Below are 17,483 nucleotides of genomic sequence, written 5' to 3' on the forward strand. Positions count from 1 at the left end.
CCAGGGATCGACGGCAGCAGCGCTTACCGTTTGGCCGGCAAAGATGTTCCCGGGTATCGCTTCGCTTAACCACGGGCTACGGATCGTAATAAACAAACGGCCGGTGTGATCGCTCACACCGGCCGTTTGTTTTGTTGCCCGCCAGGCATCAGCTGAAGACGATTTCCTCGCCTTCGACCTTGCCCACCACGGTGCTACCTGGATTGAACTTGCCGGCCAGAATCATCTGCGCCAGCGGGTTCTCGATCCAGCGCTGGATCGCCCGTTTCAATGGCCGCGCACCGTATACCGGGTCGTAGCCTACGGCGATCAGCTTGTCCATCGCCTCGTCGGACAGTTCCAGGCTCAGCTCGCGTTCGGCCAAGCGCTGCAGCAGACGTGACAGCTGAATGCGGGCAATGCCGGCGATCTGCTCACGGGCCAGCGGCTCGAACACCACCACCTCGTCGATACGGTTGACGAATTCCGGACGGAAGTGGTTGCCCACCGCGTCCATCACCGCCGCGCGCTGGGCTTCACGGTCGCCCACCAACTCCTGGATCTGCGCCGACCCGAGGTTCGAGGTCATCACGATCACGGTGTTCTTGAAATCCACGGTGCGACCATGGCTATCGGTCAGGCGACCGTCTTCGAGCACCTGCAACAGCACGTTGAAGACGTCCGGGTGAGCCTTCTCGACCTCGTCCATCAGCACCACCGAATACGGCTTACGGCGCACTGCCTCAGTCAGGTAACCGCCCTCCTCGTAGCCGACATAGCCCGGCGGCGCGCCGATCAGACGCGCCACGGAGTGTTTCTCCATGAACTCGGACATATCGATGCGCACCAGCGCATCCTCGGTATCGAACAGGAACTCGGCCAGCGCCTTGCACAACTCGGTCTTGCCGACACCGGTCGGGCCGAGGAACAGGAACGAGCCACTCGGCCGGTTCGGGTCGGCAAGGCCGGCACGCGAGCGGCGCACGGCGTTGGACACGGCGACCACCGCCTCGTCCTGGCCAATCACGCGCTGGTGCAGCAACCCTTCCATTTTCAGCAATTTGTCGCGCTCGCCCTCGAGCATCTTCGACACCGGGATACCGGTCCACTTGGACACGACTTCGGCAATTTCTTCCTCGGTCACCTTGCTGCGCAGCAACTGGTTTTCGGTCTTGCCGTGCTGGTCGACCATCTGCAGGCTGCGTTCCAGGTCCGGAATGATCCCGTACTGCAGCTCGGCCATGCGATTCAGGTCGCCCTTGCGGCGTGCGGCTTCCAGCTCGGTGCGCGACTGTTCGATCTTCTGCTGGATCTGCGCCGAACCCTGCACCTCGGCTTTTTCCGACTTCCAGATTTCATCGAGGTCGGAATATTCCTTCTCCAGTTTGGCGATGTCGTCCTGCAGTTTGGCAAAGCGTTTCTTGGCCGCCTCGTCCTCCTCCTTCTTAAGGGCCTGGGCTTCCACCTTGAGCTGGATCAGGCGGCGGTCCAGCCGGTCGAGCACCTCCGGCTTGGAGTCGATTTCCATGCGGATGCGACTGGCCGCTTCGTCGATCAGATCAATGGCCTTGTCCGGCAGCTGGCGGTCGGTGATGTAGCGGTGGCTTAGCTTGGCCGCGGCGATGATCGCGCCGTCGGTGATCGCCACCTTGTGGTGTACCTCGTAGCGTTCCTTGAGGCCGCGCAGGATGGCGATGGTGTCTTCTTCGCTCGGCTCGTCGACCAGGACTTTCTGGAAGCGACGTTCCAACGCCGCATCCTTCTCGATGTACTGGCGGTATTCGTTCAGGGTGGTCGCGCCCACGCAGTGCAGCTCGCCACGTGCTAGTGACGGCTTGAGCATGTTGCCGGCGTCCATCGCGCCCTCGGCCTTGCCTGCGCCGACCATAGTGTGCAGCTCGTCGATGAACAGAATGACGCGGCCTTCCTGCTTGGACAGTTCGTTGAGCACGGCCTTGAGCCGCTCTTCGAACTCGCCGCGGAACTTGGCACCTGCAATCAGCGAGCCCATGTCGAGGGACAGCAAGCGCTTGTCCTTGAGGCCGTCGGGCACTTCGCCGTTGACGATGCGCTGGGCCAGGCCCTCGGCGATAGCGGTCTTGCCCACACCGGGTTCACCGATCAATACCGGATTGTTCTTGGTGCGGCGCTGCAGTACCTGGATGGTGCGGCGGATTTCATCGTCACGACCGATCACCGGATCGAGCTTGCCCTCTTCGGCGCGCTTGGTCAGGTCGACGGTATATTTATCCAGCGCCTGGCGCGATTCTTCGATATTCGGGTCATTCACCGCGTCGCCGCCACGTAGGTTGTTCACTGCGTTTTCCAGCGCCTTGCGACTGACGCCCTGGCCGAGCAGCAGCTTGCCGAGCTTGGTGTTCTCGTCCATAGCGGCGAGCAGCACCAACTCACTGGAGATGAACTGATCACCCTTCTGCTGGGACAAGCGATCGGCCTGGTTGAGCAGGCGTGCCAGGTCCTGAGACAGGCTCACATCGCCGGTGGGGTTCTGGATCTTGGCCAGGTGGTCGAGCTCTTTGCTCAACTCCTGACGCAGGCTGTTCACATCGAAGCCGACCTGCATCAGCAGCGGACGAATGGAGCCGCCCTGCTGGTCGAGCAGCGCCTGCATCAGGTGCAGCGGCTCGATGGCGGAATGGTCGTGGCCAACGGCCAGAGACTGGGCGTCGGAAAGGGCAAGTTGCAACTTGCTGGTTAAACGGTCGATTCGCATGGCGTCATCCTTCCTCTATAGGGCAGGCCGGCGCGGTGCATGCGCCTAACTTAAAACCTGCCGAGATGAAGCATAGATGAGGCCGATTGTGTCGGTTTCAAGCGAGGGAGACTTGATAGGCGTCAGTGGAGAGCCGATTGGTCGAGCAGAATGTCCTGGGTATCGCTGCGCTCAACGCCAGGCTACGAGACAAGCCGCCAGAACGACCCTTCGCAGGAGCGTCGCCCTCGGCGCGAAGCGATTGAGGCCTTTTCGCTGATTGAGCGTCGCTCACGCTATTCGCTGCGGAGCAGCGGCCAAGCGGGGAGTTCGGTCAGCGGTCCGCCAGCCAGATCAGCGAGGCGAAACGGCCGGTCTGGGCGGCGCGGCGGTAGGAGTAGAAACGCTCGTCGTTGACGGTGCAGAAGCCACCGCCATACACGGCGTTGACACCGCGGGCTGCCAGCCTGATGCGCGCCAGCTGATAGATGTCGGCCATGAATCGTCCGGCATTCTGGCTCGGCATAAAGGCGCCTGCCGCCTGCGCGTGCAGACTGACGAATGCCTCACGTACTTCGGGACCGACTTCGAAGGCCTGCGGGCCGATAGCCGGGCCGAGCCAGACCAGAGTGTCTTCAGGCTCGATGGCCAGTGCATCCAGGGTGGCCTCCAGCACGCCGCCTGCCAAGCCACGCCAGCCGGCGTGCGCCGCCGCAACCCGGGTGCCGGCACTGTCGCAGAACAGTACAGGCAGGCAATCGGCAGTCATCACCGCACAGGCAACACCGGGTGTCGCCGTCCAGCTGGCGTCAGCCTGTTCGACCCCTTCCGGGTCAGCCTGCGCCACGTCAATGCCATGCACTTGCTGCAACCAGGCAGGGCGGCAACCGAGTTGGCTCAGCAGCCGTTGACGATTCTTGGCGACGGCAACCGGGTCGTCCTCGACATGCGCAGCGAGGTTGAAGCTGTCGTACGGCGCCGAGCTCACGCCACCGGCACGCGTGGTCACGCAGGCACGCACCCAGGCGGGTGCCGGCCAGTGGGGCGTCAACCAGTCATGGGCCTGGCCACTCATCCGATAAACGCCTCGCGGTCCTGACGCAGCAATGTCAGCAGCCAGACGAAATCGTCAGGCAACGGCGACTGCCACTTCATCCGCTCACCGGTAATCGGGTGGTCCAGCTCGAGGAACCGCGCGTGCAGCGCCTGGCGCGGAAACTCCTTGAGGCTTTGCACCATGGTCTGGCTGGCAGCCGGCGGAATGCGGAAGCGCCCGGCGTACACCGGATCACCGACCAGCGGATAGCCGATGTGGCTCATGTGCACGCGGATCTGGTGGGTGCGCCCGGTTTCCAACTTGACCCGCGAATGGGTGTGCGAGCGGAAGCGCTCGAGCACGCGGTAATGGCTGACCGCGGGCTTGCCGCCATCGGTCACCGCCATGCGCTGGCGCTGCGAGGAACTGCGGCCGATAGGCGCGCTGATCTTGCCACCGGAGGTAATCACCCCGATCACGATGCATTCGTAGATACGGCTGACCGTGCGCTTCTGCAGTTGATCGACCAGGCGGGTCTGCGCTTCGATGGTCTTGGCCACCACCATCAAACCGGTAGTGTCCTTGTCCAGGCGATGCACGATGCCGGCGCGCGGCACATTGATGATGTCCGGCACGTGATGCAGCAATGCATTGAGCAGGGTGCCGTCAGCGTGCCCGGCAGCCGGATGAACGACCAGACCGGCTGGTTTGTCGATCACCAGAATCTGCTCGTCCTCGTAGACGATATTGAGCTCGATATCCTGGGCGATCCATTCGCCCTGGGCTTCCTGCTCGGCGGAGAGGGCCAGCACCGCACCGCCGTGAACGATGTCACGGGGGCGCAGCACCTGACCATCGACGGTCAGATTGCCCTCTTTGATCCAGCCGGATAGGCGCGAACGCGAGTGCTCGCCGAACAGCTGGGCGGCGACTTGATCGAGGCGTTGACCGCCCAAATCGTAGGGCACCTCGGCGGTTAACTGAATGGCCTGCTTATTAATAGATGACATGCTCTGCAACGGCGGGGGCATAGCCTTTGGTTTCAGCTACACGCTTGTGGTTAAATACGGCGTCTTTGCCCCAGGGGTACCGGGGGCGCTCATCATAACAGGACGGCCCTGCCCAAGACAGCCGCCGTCCCAGGGACGCAAGCCGCCATGCAAGTGAAACACCTGCTGCTGATCGCCATCCTCGTACTTACCGCCGCCTGCTCATCCAAGGAAGTCCTGGATGAGAATCTCAGCGAGACGGAACTCTATCAGCAGGCTCAGGAAGATCTGGACAACGGCAGCTACACCAGCGCCGTGACCAAGCTCAAGGCCCTGGAGTCCCGCTACCCGTTCGGTCGCTATGCCGAGCAATCGCAGCTCGAGCTGATCTACGCCAACTACAAGAACGCCGAGCCGGAAGCTGCACGCGCCGCCGCCGAGCGTTTCATCCGCCTGCACCCGCAGCACCCGAACGTCGATTACGCCTACTACCTGAAGGGTCTGGCGTCGTTCGATCAAGATCGCGGTATCGTCGCGCGCTTCCTGCCGCTGGATATGACCAAGCGTGACCCGGGCGCCGCACGCGACTCTTACAACGAGTTCGCTCAGCTCACCAGCCGCTACCCGAACAGCCGCTACGCTCCGGATGCCAAGCAGCGCATGATCTACCTGCGCAACCTGCTGGCCGCCTACGAGATTCACGTCGCCCACTATTACCTGAGCCGTGATGCTTACGTGGCTGCGGCCAACCGCGGTCGCTACGTGGTAGAAAACTTCCAGGAAACGCCGTCTGTCGGTGATGGCCTGGCTGTGATGGTCGAGGCCTACCAGCGTCTGACCCTGGACGACCTGGCAGCTACTAGCCTGGAAACCCTGAAGCTCAACTACCCGGATCACCCGAGCCTCGCCAACGGTGAGTTCGAGCCCCGCGAAGAAGCTGCCGACAACCGTTCGTGGCTGGCCAAAGCCACCCTGGGCCTGATCGAAAGCGATGTACCGCCACCGCCGAGCCAGACCCAGGCAAGCCAGGACGTGATTCGCCAGTACGAAGAAGCCGCTGACCAGCTGCCCCGAGAACTGAAGACCGAGCCAAGCGAAGAGCCGCAAGGCAGCAAGCGCTCCTGGTTCAGCTACATGACGTTCGGCCTGTTCGACTGATTCGGGAACAACTCCCACTTCAGTCAGACCGTACCGGTCACCTACGATGCCAGTCACCCGACTGGCATCGTGCGTTTCAGGCCTGCAAAAACGCTGACCAGGCAACTGTCCGCCCACCCCTTCCTTAGCTAAACTGCCACATCACTCACATGAAGAGAGCGTCATGGGCCTGTTCCGCCTGCTGTTCTGGATTGCCATCATCTTTGCCGCCATCTGGGTCTGGCGCCGCTTCTTCGGTGTAGCTCGCAAGCGCGCGGCACCACCGCCCGCGCAGGCCTCGACGCCCATGGTGCGCTGCGCTCACTGCGGCGTACACACGCCGCAACAGCACGCCCTGCAGCTGGCCGGGAGCTGGTACTGCAGCCAGGCCCACCTCGAACAAGGCCGTAAGCCCGGTGCCGACTGAAGCGCTCGCGTTAAGCGGCCTGCAAGGGCGGCGCGTTTTCCGGCTGTACCATTTCTACAGATTGCTTATCGGCGTTCTGCTGGTCCTGCTGATCTCGGCAGAACTGGATGCGGAACTGCTACAGCTGGCCCACGCGCCGTTGTTTCGAGGCGCCAGCTGGCTGTACCTGATCCTCAATATTTTCATCGCCCTGATCATCCACAACCCACGCAGCCTGATACAGGTGTTCGGCGTGGCGCTGGTCGATGTGATTCTTCTCTCGGCTTTGTTCTACGCGGGCGGCGGCACTCCTAGCGGTATCGGTAACCTGCTGATCGTAGCGGTGGCGATTGCCAACATCCTGCTGCGCGGTCGCATCGGCGTACTGATCGCCGCCAGTGCGGCCATTGGCCTGATCTATCTGACCTTCTACCTCAGCCTCAACAATCCTCAAGCCAGCAGCCAGTATGTTCAAGCCGGCGCTCTGGGTGCGCTGTGCTTCGCCGCCGCGCTGTTTGTACAGGGCGTAACACGGCGCCTGCAAGCCAGTGAAATTCTCGCCGAACAGCGCGCTGCCGACGTAGCCGACCTTGAAGCGCTGAACAACCTGATTCTGCAGCGCATGCGCACCGGTATCCTAGTCGTCGACGAACAGCATCGCGTGCTGCTCGCCAACCAGGCGGCCCTAAGCCTGCTTGGCCGCGAACACCTGGCCGGCAAAATTCTCGACCCGCATTGCACCGAACTGGTAGAGCGGCTGCAGCACTGGCAGGAAAACTCCAGCCTGCGCCCGGCGAGCCTCCAGGCGCGGGTAGATGGCCCGACCCTGCAACCCAGCTTTATCGCCTTGCAGCGAGGCGGCCAGCGCCACACGCTGATCCTGCTCGACGACATTTCGCAGATCGCCCAGCAAGCCCAGCAACTCAAGCTGGTCGCCCTCGGCCGCCTGACTGCAGGCATAGCCCATGAGATTCGCAACCCGCTGGGCGCCATCAGTCATGCTGCCCAGTTGCTGCAGGAGTCCGAAGACCTGCAGGGGCCGGACCTGCGTCTGACTCAGATCATCCAGGATCAATCCAGGCGCATGAACCTGATCATCGAGAACGTCCTGCAGCTGTCACGCCGTCGCCAGGCGGAGCCGCAATTGCTCGATCTCAAATACTGGCTGCATCGCTTCGCGGCAGAATTTCGCACCACTGCGCCGGCCTCGCGAATGCTCCACCTGGCTATCGAAGGCAGCAGCATCCAAACCCGCATGGACCCCAACCAGCTGACCCAGGTAATCACCAACTTGGTACAGAACGGCCTGCGTTACAGCGCCCAACTCAACCCTCAGGGCCAGGTGTGGCTGAAACTGTTCCGTGATCCGCGCAGCGATCTGCCGGTACTCGAGGTGCTCGATGACGGCCCGGGCGTGCCGGCAGACCAACTGCATCACATCTTCGAGCCTTTCTACACCACGGAAAACAAAGGCACCGGCCTGGGCCTGTATATTTCCCGCGAGCTTTGCGAAAGCAATCAGGCTCATCTTCACTACCTACCACGCGAAGGCGGCGGTGCCTGCTTCCGTATCACCTTCGCGCATCCGCGAAAAATGAGCTGAACCGATGAATCGCCAGAGAGCCCTGATCGTCGACGACGAACCCGATATCCGCGAACTGCTGGAGATCACCCTCGGGCGCATGAAGCTCGACACACGCAGCGCGCGCAACGTCAAGGAAGCACGCGAATGGCTGGCCAAGGAGCCGTTCGACCTGTGCCTTACCGACATGCGCCTGCCGGACGGCACCGGCCTGGAGATCGTGCAGCATATCCAGCAGCGCTACCCGCAGACGCCGGTAGCAATGATCACCGCTTTCGGCAGCGTTGACACGGCGATCAACGCGCTCAAGGCCGGCGCCTTCGACTTTCTCACCAAACCAGTCGATCTCGGCCGCCTGCGCGAGCTGGTGGCTACCGCTCTGCGCCTGGGCGTGAGCGACGAGGAAAGCTCGCCAGGCGCCAGTCGCCTGCTGGGTGAGTCACCACCGATGCGCGCCCTGCGTGGGCAGATTCAGAAGTTGGCGCGCAGTCAGGCGCCGGTCTATATCAGCGGCGAATCCGGCAGCGGCAAGGAGCTGGTCGCCCGGCTGATCCACGAGCAGGGTCCGCGCCGCGAGCGCGCCTTCGTGCCGGTCAACTGCGGCGCCATTCCATCGGAACTGATGGAAAGCGAGTTCTTCGGCCACAAGAAAGGCAGCTTCACTGGTGCCATCGAAGACAAGCAGGGCTTGTTCCAGGCAGCCAACGGCGGCAGCCTGTTCCTCGACGAAGTGGCCGACCTGCCGCTGACCATGCAGGTCAAACTGCTACGCGCGATTCAGGAAAAAGCCATCCGCACCGTCGGGGGCCAACAGGAAGTGGTAGTCGATACGCGCATTCTCTGCGCCACCCACAAGGATCTCGCCGCCGAGGTAGCCGCCGGGCGCTTCCGTCAGGATCTGTATTACCGCCTCAACGTCATCGAACTGCGCGTGCCACCGCTGCGCGAACGCCGCGAGGATATCCCGCTACTCGCCGACGTGATGCTCAAGCGCCTCAACGAAGGCATCGGCCTGCCGCCGGTCAAGCTCGACGGCCCGGCCATGGATAAGCTCAAGAGCTACCGTTTTCCCGGCAACGTGCGTGAATTGGAGAATATGCTGGAGCGCGCCTACACCCTGTGCGAGGGGGATGTTATTTGCGCTCACGATCTGCGCTTGGCCGATGCCGCGCCCGCTGGCGAAAATGGCGATGCCAGCCTGGCGCAGATCGACAACATCGAGGACTACCTCGAAGACGTCGAGCGCAAACTGATCATGCAGGCCCTCGAAGAAACCCGCTGGAACCGCACCGCCGCGGCGCAGCGCCTGGGCCTGAGCTTCCGCTCGATGCGCTATCGACTGAAGAAGTTGGGAATCGACTAAGGACCAAACGTAGCCTGTGGTTGAGCGAAGCGATACCCAGGGAAGTTTTATCTATCCGGGGCCAAGCGCAGCGCTTACTGGCGCCCCGCTACCCCAACCGTCCCAATGGCGCATAAGGCGCAGGATCGATGATTGGCTCGCGACCCAGCATCAGGTCCGCCAACAACTGACAGGACGCTGGTGCCAGCACCAGCCCGTTGCGGTAATGCCCACAATTCAGCCAGAGCCCGTCATGACCGTGCACCTCGCCAATGAACGGAATGCCCTCTGGTGACCCCGGCCGCAATCCCGCCCAATGCCCTACCACCTCGGCACTCTTCAACCCCGGCAATAACGTTTCGGCCGAGGCACGCAGGCTGGCCAGAGCGTCTTCGGTAGGCGTCTTGTCGAACCCCGCATGCTCCAGGGTGCTGCCCACCAGAATATGGCCGTCCCGACGAGGAATCGCATAGCGCCCGCCGGCCAGCACCATGCTTGGCAAAAAGTCTTCGGCGCACTTGAAGAGAATCATCTGCCCTTTCACCGGCGCCACCGGTAGGGACAACCTTAAACTTTGCAGCAGCTCGCCACTCCAGGCGCCGGCCGTCACCACCACGTGATCAGCCAACAGCTCGCCATCACCGGTGCGCACACCACAGATTCGCGCCCCGTCTTGCACGAACCCTGCGACCGAGGTGTGCTCGCGCAGCGTGACCAGTGGCATACCCTGCAGCGCCGCTCGCAGCGCCTTGACCAGCCGCGGGTTGCGCACATTGGCAACACCCGACATATAGATCGCCCGCAGAAAGCCAGCGCCTAGCGAAGGCACGGCGGCATAAGCCGATTCCACGGGCACCTCATGCAGCGGGCGCCCTTCACGCTGCGCCCACGCCAACGCGTCGGCCTGATCGTCCAGATCCAGCCAATACAGCCCAGTGACATGCACCTCTGGATCCACCCCGGTCAGCGCCAGCAATTGTTGGCCAAGTCCGGGGTAATAGTCCTGAGACCAGTGCGCCAGCGCCGTGACCGCCTGGCTGTAGCGCCACGGATACAACGGCGAAACAATCCCACCACCTGCCCAGGATGCCTCGCTGCCCGCGGCGCTGCGATCCAGCAGCGTCACTCGCTTACCGGCATTTGCCAGCAAATACGCCGACAACAAACCCATGACCCCACCGCCGATAACGATCACATCCGCACGCACAACTCACCCCATCGCATGAATGGCAAACCTTGACAGCGACACCTCAGAGTCTAAACAGAAAAGGCAGGCCAGGAAGGCCAACAATCATACGCGCATAGGGATTTGCATCATGAATAGAGATCAACAGAAAGCCCTCGGGCTAGTGGAACTGCTTGTCACCCTCACGGTATTGGCCGTTCTGATGATGATCGCGGTGCCCAGCTTCAGCTACCACATCGACCGTACGCAAAAAATTACCCACGTACACGAGATGCTCGCCGCGTTGCATTATTCCCGTGGCGAGGCGGTGGCGCGGCGCACCACGATAAGCCTGTGTGACGGCATGGAAGAGTGCGGCACGAGACGCTGGAAAAACCAGCTGGTGGTATTTCTCGACGGTAACGAAAGCGGCCAAATAGACGAAGGCGCCAACATTCTCCGCACCCTGCAAATTGCGCCCAGCTATAGCTGGCACTGGTCCAATTTTCGCCGTCGGAACCACATCAGTTTTAAATCCAACGGGATGACGCACAGCCTAAACGGGACGTTTACGCTATGTCGAAAAAGCACCGCAGTAGGCAGCATCGTCGTAAATGTCGCGGGCCGAGCACGGCTTGATACGCCCTCCGACAACAGCAGATGTGAGTGATCGACCGCTCGGAGGCAGGAAGCAACCGAACATCCCTCTTCCCTGTCTAGCCAAACGGTAAATTGCGAGTATTCGCTGGCCAATACCAGCGAGACATGCCATGCGCTTTACCCGAGGCTTCACCCTTATTGAATTGATGGTAACGATTGCCGTGCTGGCCATTGTTATCAGCATCGCAGTGCCCTCCTTCAGCGGCATGCTTAGAGAAAACCGCTCCCTGGCACTGACAAGTGAGCTGCAGGGAGCGATTCAGCTTGCGCGCTCCGAAGCAGTGAAGCGGCGAGGCAACGTCGTTCTTTGTCGGCGGAATGCAGCCGGCGATGCATGCCAAAACGGAACTGACTGGGCAAATGGTTGGCTGATTCTCGCGGGCACCACGGTGATAAAGGTCTGGGACAGCGCTGGAAGCCTTGTAGTGACTGGGCCGAATACCGGGCTGACCTTCAAATCTAACGGCGCAGTCGTGGCAACGGCAAACTTTGCAGTAAATGCGTCAGGCTGCAGTGGCCTGCAAAAACGAACGCTAACTGTATCGACGATTGGTTCGACCACACTAACTAAGGTCGATTGCTCATGAAGAATTCAGGTAACAACTCACAAAAAGGCGCCACGCTGATTGAAGTGCTGGTAGCCATGGTTATCCTCTCGGTCGGCCTGCTTGGCTTGGCGGGCCTGCAGGCAACTAGTATCCAGAGTAACTACGGTGCCTTCTATCGCTCCCAAGCGACCATTCTCGCAGCTGACATCACCGACCGTATGCGCGCCAACCGCAAAGCGGCTCAGGCCGGCGGCTACAACCTGAGCGCTCTTTCTAATACACACGCAGCGACAACATCGCGTACAGATAAAGATCTGAACGAGTGGCTCTCGCAGGTCGCGAAGCTTCCAGCCGGAAAAGCACGCATAGAACGAGACAACGCTACGGCTCTGGTAACCATCACCATCAACTGGGATGACAGCCGAGGCAGCATCAAGAAGGCTGATGGATCATCCATCACTGCCGACGGCACCGCCAACTTCGTTTACCGAACTGAGATATGACTATGAGACCTGTTCGTTTTCAGGCAGGCCTTTCGCTCATCGAATTGATGATCGCCATGGCACTGAGTCTGCTGCTGATGCTGGGCGTTCTGCAGATATTTTTATCCAGCAAACAAACTTATACCGCCAACAGTGCCTTGACACACGTGCAGGAAAGCGGCCGCTTCGCAATGGACTTCATAACTTACGACTTGCGTAATGCGGGGTATAAAGGGGAGTGCTTCTCAGACGTCAACCCTCTCATCGCCAATGCTACCGATGATCGGTTTAACCTCAACATTGGGATGAGCGGCTGGGATGCAGAAAATGACCTGCCTACATGGCCGACCGGTCTTAGTACGGTTAAAACACAACATACCGATAGCATCATAATCAAACATGCTGCAACCAGTGCTGGCACCCTCAACGCCGACGTGACCCCTGCCTCGAGCAGTATTACCATGACCAGCCCAAACAGCGAGGCATTAGGAACCAACGTAGTTATAAGCAGTGCCTTGGGCTGCGATATTTTCAAGAGTAACGATCCCCTTCCTCCTTCTTCTCCTCCTTCTCCTAACATTGCTAAAGCTGGCTCAGATAGTTTCAGTCGCTCCTACACCCCTGAAATTACTAAAATACTGCTTTTTCAAAGCAACCAGTATTATATTAAAAACGGCACCAATGGTTCTCCGTCGCTTTGGAGGGCGAGCTGGCGAAACGGTTCTACAACACCCCTACAGAACTTAGAACTGGTGGAAGGCATCCGCGACCTTCAATTTGAGTACGGTATTGGCAGTGGTACCGGTGAAAATCGCGCTGTGAGCGATACAGCTTTTATCAAAGCCAATGCAGTCACCAACTGGAACGACGTCGTAGCCGTGAAGGTTCGCCTATTGGCCTTGGGTAATGAGGTAAACGTGGCTTCGGAAGACCAGATATACGACCGCGAAAAAGGGCTTATCTGCAAGAAAGGCGATAGTGCTTGTGATGCTGTGAATATCATCGAGATTCCAAATCGGCGACTCGCGCAAGTATTTACCTCGACTGTCAGCGTACGTAATCAGTTGCCGTGAACATGAGAACCAACTTGATGAACAGAAAATCCCAACAGGGCGCGATCCTGATCGTTGCGCTGATCATGCTGCTACTAGTGACCGTTATCGGCTTAGCCAGCATACGCGGCACCTCGATGCAGGAGCGTATGGCAGGCAACCTACGTGATCAGGAACTGGCGCTACAAGCTGCCGAGGCCGCACTGCGTAAAGGCGAAACCAAGGTTGCTGCCTTATTTGAGGCCAACACATTAGGTACCTTGTCTCAGGTCACGGCAGGCAACGAGGAGGTGGTTGCTTATGGCTCATTCCCAGGTACCGCCAAAGATCCTACCTATACACTGCGATATCTCGCAACACTGAAGATGGGCGGCGAAGTAGGTGTTCCAACCGACGATGAAGGATCCATCGTGCGCATCCAGGCAACGGGTTATGGCTTAGCTCAAGACGCAGCTAATACACCGAGTTCCACCAGCGAGCTGTCTTCTGTCTTTCTGGTAGAGCAATGAATCGCTCTCCTTTCTTCCGAACTTTACGTGGAGCGCCTGCGATGAATCGCCTTGCGATCACTCTAAAAGCAGCCAAAACAGCTGCTGCCTTCTTTTTCACATGCGGGATGGTCGTCTCGACGCCTGCTTATTCAGCAGAAGTGTCGCAAGTACCTTTATTGCTTGGAGGCGGCGGTGTGCCGGGCAACCTTGCACTAGTTCCTTCAGTTGAGTGGCCCACGCTGGTCAGCGTGGCCAATTTGGGAAACTATAGTTCGGCAACTACATACGTGGGTTATTTTGACTCGTTCAAATGCTACACCTACGACAAAGCGGGAGAATGGTTTGAGCCCCAAAGCATCAACACGACGAGAATATGTGGCGGCTCTATGCAATGGAGTGGCAACTTCCTGAACTGGGCTGCAACTCCAACTATTGACCCATTCCGTAGCGCCCTCACGGGGGGCTATCGGGTTCGTGACGAAAAGAATCTTACTGTTCTAAGCAAAGCCAGAAACCCTGGATACGACGCAGGAAACCGTCTTAGCAGCGGACAAGGAATGATACCCAAAGCAGAGATCCCAGGCGCTACTCCTGCAGGCACCGACTGGGATAATTTTTACGTCTATCAACAGGGGCTGGGAACCTACATTAATATTTCGAACTGGGCCGACAAACTGGGCACCGCCGCCAACCAGGTTGCCGAGCAAGTAGACTACGACCCAAACAATACCCGCCAATGGAACAACGGCAAACTCAGAAGAGAATATCAACAACCCGTCCTTCTAAACGTGCTATTCAATCAATTAAAAACCGTTTACCGAGTAAATATGCGTGTCCGGGTATGTGTTCCCGAGATGCTAGAAAGTAACTGCAAGCAATACCCCAACGGAAATCACAAGCCCGAGGGCTTGATTCAACAATACTCGAACACACTACGCTATAGTGCTTTCGGCTATTTAAACGACTCATCCGCCACTCGAGATGGTGGAGCATTGCGAGCCAATCAGAAATTTGTAGGTGATAGAAAAATCACTCCAAACGTCGGAGAGCAAACGAATGGTAACCGAGAGTGGGACCCACAGACCGGCGTACAATTTTCGAACCCGGACAACATTACTAGCGCCATGGGCATTAATATTACGGACAGCGGCGTAATAAATTACATTAACAAATTTGGACAACTTAACAACAACATGTACAAAAGCAACGACCCTGCCAGTGAACTGTATTACGCAGCAATGCGTTATTTCAGAAACCTGGGAAATGTTGCAGCGTACACAAGCAACAACAATGGTAGCGTCAGTGCACGCACACAGTGGGCTGATAACTTCCCTGTCATCACCGACTGGCAAGACCCAATACAATACGCATGTCAGAAAAACGTTATTCTTGGAATTGGTGACGTGAACACCTGGAATGATAAAAATCTACCAGGCAACACAAACAGCAGTAACGAACCCAGCAAGCCTGCAGAAGTTATTGCTGACACTGACATCAACGCAGTGCGCGCCACACAAACTATATTTAACCTAGAGGGAATCGGCACAAGCGCTGCTGCCGAAAATTTTACTGGCCGTAGCAACTCCGCCTATATAGCGGGTCTCGCGTACTTGGCAAACACGCAGGATATGCGTCCCAATATTGCTGGCAAGCAGACTATCTCCACATTCTGGGTTGATGTTCGAGAAAATCAGGCACTTGAGGGTAAAAACAGAAACCAGTATTGGCTTGCTGCCAAATACGGCGGTTTCAAGGTTCCCAACGATTTTGACGCTGACCCCTACGCTCGCACTCAAGCTCTCCCCGAGGCTTGGTGGCGTACCACGCCCGATATGCTGGGCACCAATTACCCTCGCCCGGATAACTTCTTCGTTGCCAGCGATGCTACCCGCATGGTGGAAAGCCTAAAAATTGCCTTTGCCAAGATTGCTCAGGAAGTGAACAGCACGACAACGGCACTGGCGACCAACTCGACACGCTTGGCAACAGACACGGCGGTGTTTCAATCCTCGCTAGACAGCAAATATTGGAGCGGGGATTTGCTAGCGAAGAAGGTCAATACCAACGGCACTATCGATGAAGCGGCAACGTGGAGTGCCGCTACCAAACTCGACGCGATGACGGTCAGCACACGCAAGATTTTCACGCCAACTCCATTGGCCGCAGCTAACCCCACAACCAATGGATCCATAAGCAACAGCGCCACAGCGTTCACGTGGAGCAGCGGTATAGGCTCGAACCTGAAAGACTTGCTCTGGACGGCAAACGAGAAAGCCGCCAACAACACAACCATCGCGCAAAACAGGCTGAACTACCTTCGGGGAGATCGTAGCCTGGAAAGGACTAACACCAATATTAGCCAACCTTTCCGTCAGCGCTCCGGAAGACTGGGCGACATCATCAACTCTGATCCCCAGTTCGTTGCCAATCAGGATTACGGTTATACACGACTGACCGGTAGCGGCTGGTCTGCCGCGCGCGGAGCATATGCCCAATTCCGGAGCACCACCGCCAGCCGTACGCCAATGGTGGTAGTGGGCGCTAACGATGGCATGTTGCATGGATTCAATGCGAGCATGGCGGAAAATGGCAATGGTGGGCAGGAGCTCTTCGCTTTTGTACCCAATGGTATTTTTGCCAACCTTATCAACCTGACTGATCCTAGCTACTCGCACCGATACTACGTCGATGGCACGCCTCGCGTATCGGACGCGTGGCTCGGTAGCGGGTGGAAAACTATCGTTGCCGGTACCACAGGAGCGGGTGGAAAAAGTGTTTTCGTTTTGGATATCACTGATCCCGCCAATATGTCGGCGAGCAAGTTTCTTTGGGAATTCAGTCATCCCGATATGGGGGCTCCGATAGGCCAACCGGCAATCGTTGCGCTGCCCAACGGAAAATTCTCGGTTGTCGTAACTAGTGGATATCGGAACGCCGAACAAAACTCTGCCAAGATATGGTTTCTCGATGCCGCCAACGGTAGCGTGCTGCGGACCATTAGCCTCCCTACAACAGGCGATCTAGGATCACCGCTTATGGTGGATCTGGACGGCGATCAGGTTGCTGAGCGTCTCTACGTAGGCGACACCAAAGGCAACTTGTGGCGCGTGAACCTGAGTGGTGCTACTGCAAGTAATTGGGCCGCGCCCACCGCGCCTTTTTTCGTTGCAAAGGATGCAGGCAATAACCTGCAACCGATCACTGCACCTCTCTCATCGGCTTTCAATGAGAAAGGCCAGCATATGGTGCTGTTCGGCACCGGCTCGTTCATGAATGTAGGCGATAACGAAATACCGACGTCGCCTCCTATGCAAAGCTTCTACGCCATCGTTGACGATGGCACTACCTTGACTAGAAGTAACTTGCTTGCTCAAGAGATTCTGTCTGAAGTCCGGACGAACAGCTTCCAGGGAAGAACGGTTACGAACAACGAGCTGACCGACCAAAAAGGCTGGTATCTCGACCTTGCATGGAAAAGCAACCGCGGCGGCACCGGCGCACAAGGGGAGCGTGTTATTTCCAAAGCCGTATTGCGTACGGATCGCGTTACCTTCACTACCATGACTCCGTCTAAAGATCCGTGCGCGTCAGGTGGCACCAGTTGGATAATGGCGCTGAGTCTGTCTAGCGGATCACGGCTCAACTACACCTATTTTGACAGCAATAAAGACGGCAAATTGGACAGTAGTGACGACACAACTGTTGATGATGACAACATACCGATATCAGGTATATCTGACCCTGATATCGGTGTGGTCAAGGGCGCCACGCCTCTTTACCGCTGGTTATGCTACTCCGGCTCTGCAGGTGCAGCGCCACAGTGCATCAAAGTTGCTGGCTCGCAGCGTTACGGCCGTAACGCATGGCAAGAGGCACGATAAATCCGGAAAGCCGCGCAATT

Annotated in this window: 14 protein-coding genes; 10 read left to right on the top strand and 4 right to left on the bottom strand. The window is 58.3% G+C overall.

Annotated features, from left to right (window positions below; all coding sequences use genetic code 11):
* Positions 1-148: 148 nt before the first annotated feature.
* The 3 genes from clpB to rluD all read right to left on the bottom strand — a co-directional run bounded on the left by clpB (position 149) and on the right by rluD (position 4,738).
* On the bottom strand, positions 149-2,713 hold the full coding sequence (clpB, locus tag BLS60_RS16170; RefSeq protein WP_070880620.1) for an ATP-dependent chaperone ClpB: 2,565 nt from the start codon (positions 2,711-2,713) through the stop codon (positions 149-151).
* Between the two features lie 313 nt (positions 2,714-3,026).
* On the bottom strand, positions 3,027-3,767 hold the full coding sequence (gene pgeF, locus BLS60_RS16175) for a peptidoglycan editing factor PgeF (protein WP_092370047.1): 741 nt from the start codon (positions 3,765-3,767) through the stop codon (positions 3,027-3,029).
* Positions 3,764-4,738, bottom strand: a complete 975-nt coding sequence (gene rluD, locus BLS60_RS16180; RefSeq protein WP_070880797.1) for a 23S rRNA pseudouridine(1911/1915/1917) synthase RluD — start codon at positions 4,736-4,738, stop codon at positions 3,764-3,766. The genes pgeF and rluD overlap by 4 nt, the downstream gene beginning before the upstream one ends.
* A gap of 147 nt (positions 4,739-4,885) precedes the next feature.
* Here rluD and BLS60_RS16185 point away from each other — a divergent pair, with 147 nt between their 5' ends.
* From BLS60_RS16185 to BLS60_RS16200, 4 genes are all read left to right on the top strand, one after another.
* The gene (locus BLS60_RS16185) at positions 4,886-5,875 is read left to right on the top strand and encodes an outer membrane protein assembly factor BamD (RefSeq protein WP_092370050.1); all 990 of its coding nucleotides are present in this window, start codon (positions 4,886-4,888) and stop codon (positions 5,873-5,875) included.
* 163 nt (positions 5,876-6,038) lie between these two features.
* Positions 6,039-6,281 (top strand): PP0621 family protein, encoded by a 243-nt coding sequence (locus BLS60_RS16190; protein ID WP_092370053.1) that lies wholly within the window; start codon positions 6,039-6,041, stop codon positions 6,279-6,281.
* Positions 6,271-7,863, top strand: a complete 1,593-nt coding sequence (locus BLS60_RS16195) for a sensor histidine kinase (protein WP_092370056.1) — start codon at positions 6,271-6,273, stop codon at positions 7,861-7,863. The genes BLS60_RS16190 and BLS60_RS16195 overlap by 11 nt, the downstream gene beginning before the upstream one ends.
* A 4-nt stretch (positions 7,864-7,867) precedes the next feature.
* On the top strand, positions 7,868-9,205 hold the full coding sequence (locus BLS60_RS16200; protein ID WP_092370060.1) for a sigma-54-dependent transcriptional regulator: 1,338 nt from the start codon (positions 7,868-7,870) through the stop codon (positions 9,203-9,205).
* 88 nt (positions 9,206-9,293) lie between these two features.
* Here BLS60_RS16200 and thiO read toward each other — a convergent pair whose 3' ends face one another.
* Positions 9,294-10,391 (bottom strand): glycine oxidase ThiO, encoded by a 1,098-nt coding sequence (gene thiO / locus BLS60_RS16205; protein WP_092370062.1) that lies wholly within the window; start codon positions 10,389-10,391, stop codon positions 9,294-9,296.
* Positions 10,392-10,500: 109 nt separating this feature from the next.
* Between thiO and BLS60_RS16210 the strand changes: the two genes are divergently transcribed.
* The 6 genes from BLS60_RS16210 to BLS60_RS16235 all read left to right on the top strand — a co-directional run bounded on the left by BLS60_RS16210 (position 10,501) and on the right by BLS60_RS16235 (position 17,463).
* Positions 10,501-11,019 (top strand): GspH/FimT family pseudopilin, encoded by a 519-nt coding sequence (locus BLS60_RS16210; RefSeq protein WP_092370413.1) that lies wholly within the window; start codon positions 10,501-10,503, stop codon positions 11,017-11,019.
* Between the two features lie 100 nt (positions 11,020-11,119).
* Positions 11,120-11,596, top strand: a complete 477-nt coding sequence (locus tag BLS60_RS16215; protein ID WP_092370065.1) for a GspH/FimT family pseudopilin — start codon at positions 11,120-11,122, stop codon at positions 11,594-11,596.
* The gene (pilV, locus tag BLS60_RS16220; RefSeq protein WP_092370068.1) at positions 11,593-12,060 is read left to right on the top strand and encodes a type IV pilus modification protein PilV; all 468 of its coding nucleotides are present in this window, start codon (positions 11,593-11,595) and stop codon (positions 12,058-12,060) included. The genes BLS60_RS16215 and pilV overlap by 4 nt, the downstream gene beginning before the upstream one ends.
* Positions 12,057-13,112 (top strand): PilW family protein, encoded by a 1,056-nt coding sequence (locus tag BLS60_RS16225; protein ID WP_244153424.1) that lies wholly within the window; start codon positions 12,057-12,059, stop codon positions 13,110-13,112. Before pilV ends, BLS60_RS16225 begins: the two co-directional genes overlap by 4 nt.
* Positions 13,113-13,129: 17 nt before the next feature.
* Positions 13,130-13,600, top strand: a complete 471-nt coding sequence (locus tag BLS60_RS16230; protein WP_092370074.1) for a pilus assembly PilX family protein — start codon at positions 13,130-13,132, stop codon at positions 13,598-13,600.
* 41 nt (positions 13,601-13,641) lie between these two features.
* On the top strand, positions 13,642-17,463 hold the full coding sequence (locus tag BLS60_RS16235) for a pilus assembly protein (protein ID WP_092370077.1): 3,822 nt from the start codon (positions 13,642-13,644) through the stop codon (positions 17,461-17,463).
* Positions 17,464-17,483 lie beyond the last annotated feature (20 nt).

Origin of the sequence: Phytopseudomonas seleniipraecipitans, assembly GCF_900102335.1 — a bacterium.
GTDB lineage: Bacteria > Pseudomonadota > Gammaproteobacteria > Pseudomonadales > Pseudomonadaceae > Aquipseudomonas > Aquipseudomonas seleniipraecipitans.

What these genes read in the sequence shown, in the direction of transcription:
- clpB (WP_070880620.1), bottom strand. Translation starts at nt 2,713, where the DNA reads ATGCGAATCGACCGTTTAACCAGCAAGTTGCAACTTGCCCTTTCCGAC.
- pgeF (WP_092370047.1), bottom strand. Translation starts at nt 3,767, where the DNA reads ATGAGTGGCCAGGCCCATGACTGGTTGACGCCCCACTGGCCGGCACCC.
- rluD (WP_070880797.1), bottom strand. Translation starts at nt 4,738, where the DNA reads ATGTCATCTATTAATAAGCAGGCCATTCAGTTAACCGCCGAGGTGCCC.
- BLS60_RS16185 (WP_092370050.1), top strand. Translation starts at nt 4,886, where the DNA reads ATGCAAGTGAAACACCTGCTGCTGATCGCCATCCTCGTACTTACCGCC.
- BLS60_RS16190 (WP_092370053.1), top strand. Translation starts at nt 6,039, where the DNA reads ATGGGCCTGTTCCGCCTGCTGTTCTGGATTGCCATCATCTTTGCCGCC.
- BLS60_RS16200 (WP_092370060.1), top strand. Translation starts at nt 7,868, where the DNA reads ATGAATCGCCAGAGAGCCCTGATCGTCGACGACGAACCCGATATCCGC.
- BLS60_RS16210 (WP_092370413.1), top strand. Translation starts at nt 10,501, where the DNA reads ATGAATAGAGATCAACAGAAAGCCCTCGGGCTAGTGGAACTGCTTGTC.
- BLS60_RS16215 (WP_092370065.1), top strand. Translation starts at nt 11,120, where the DNA reads ATGCGCTTTACCCGAGGCTTCACCCTTATTGAATTGATGGTAACGATT.
- pilV (WP_092370068.1), top strand. Translation starts at nt 11,593, where the DNA reads ATGAAGAATTCAGGTAACAACTCACAAAAAGGCGCCACGCTGATTGAA.
- BLS60_RS16225 (WP_244153424.1), top strand. Translation starts at nt 12,057, where the DNA reads ATGACTATGAGACCTGTTCGTTTTCAGGCAGGCCTTTCGCTCATCGAA.
- BLS60_RS16230 (WP_092370074.1), top strand. Translation starts at nt 13,130, where the DNA reads ATGAACAGAAAATCCCAACAGGGCGCGATCCTGATCGTTGCGCTGATC.
- BLS60_RS16235 (WP_092370077.1), top strand. Translation starts at nt 13,642, where the DNA reads ATGAATCGCCTTGCGATCACTCTAAAAGCAGCCAAAACAGCTGCTGCC.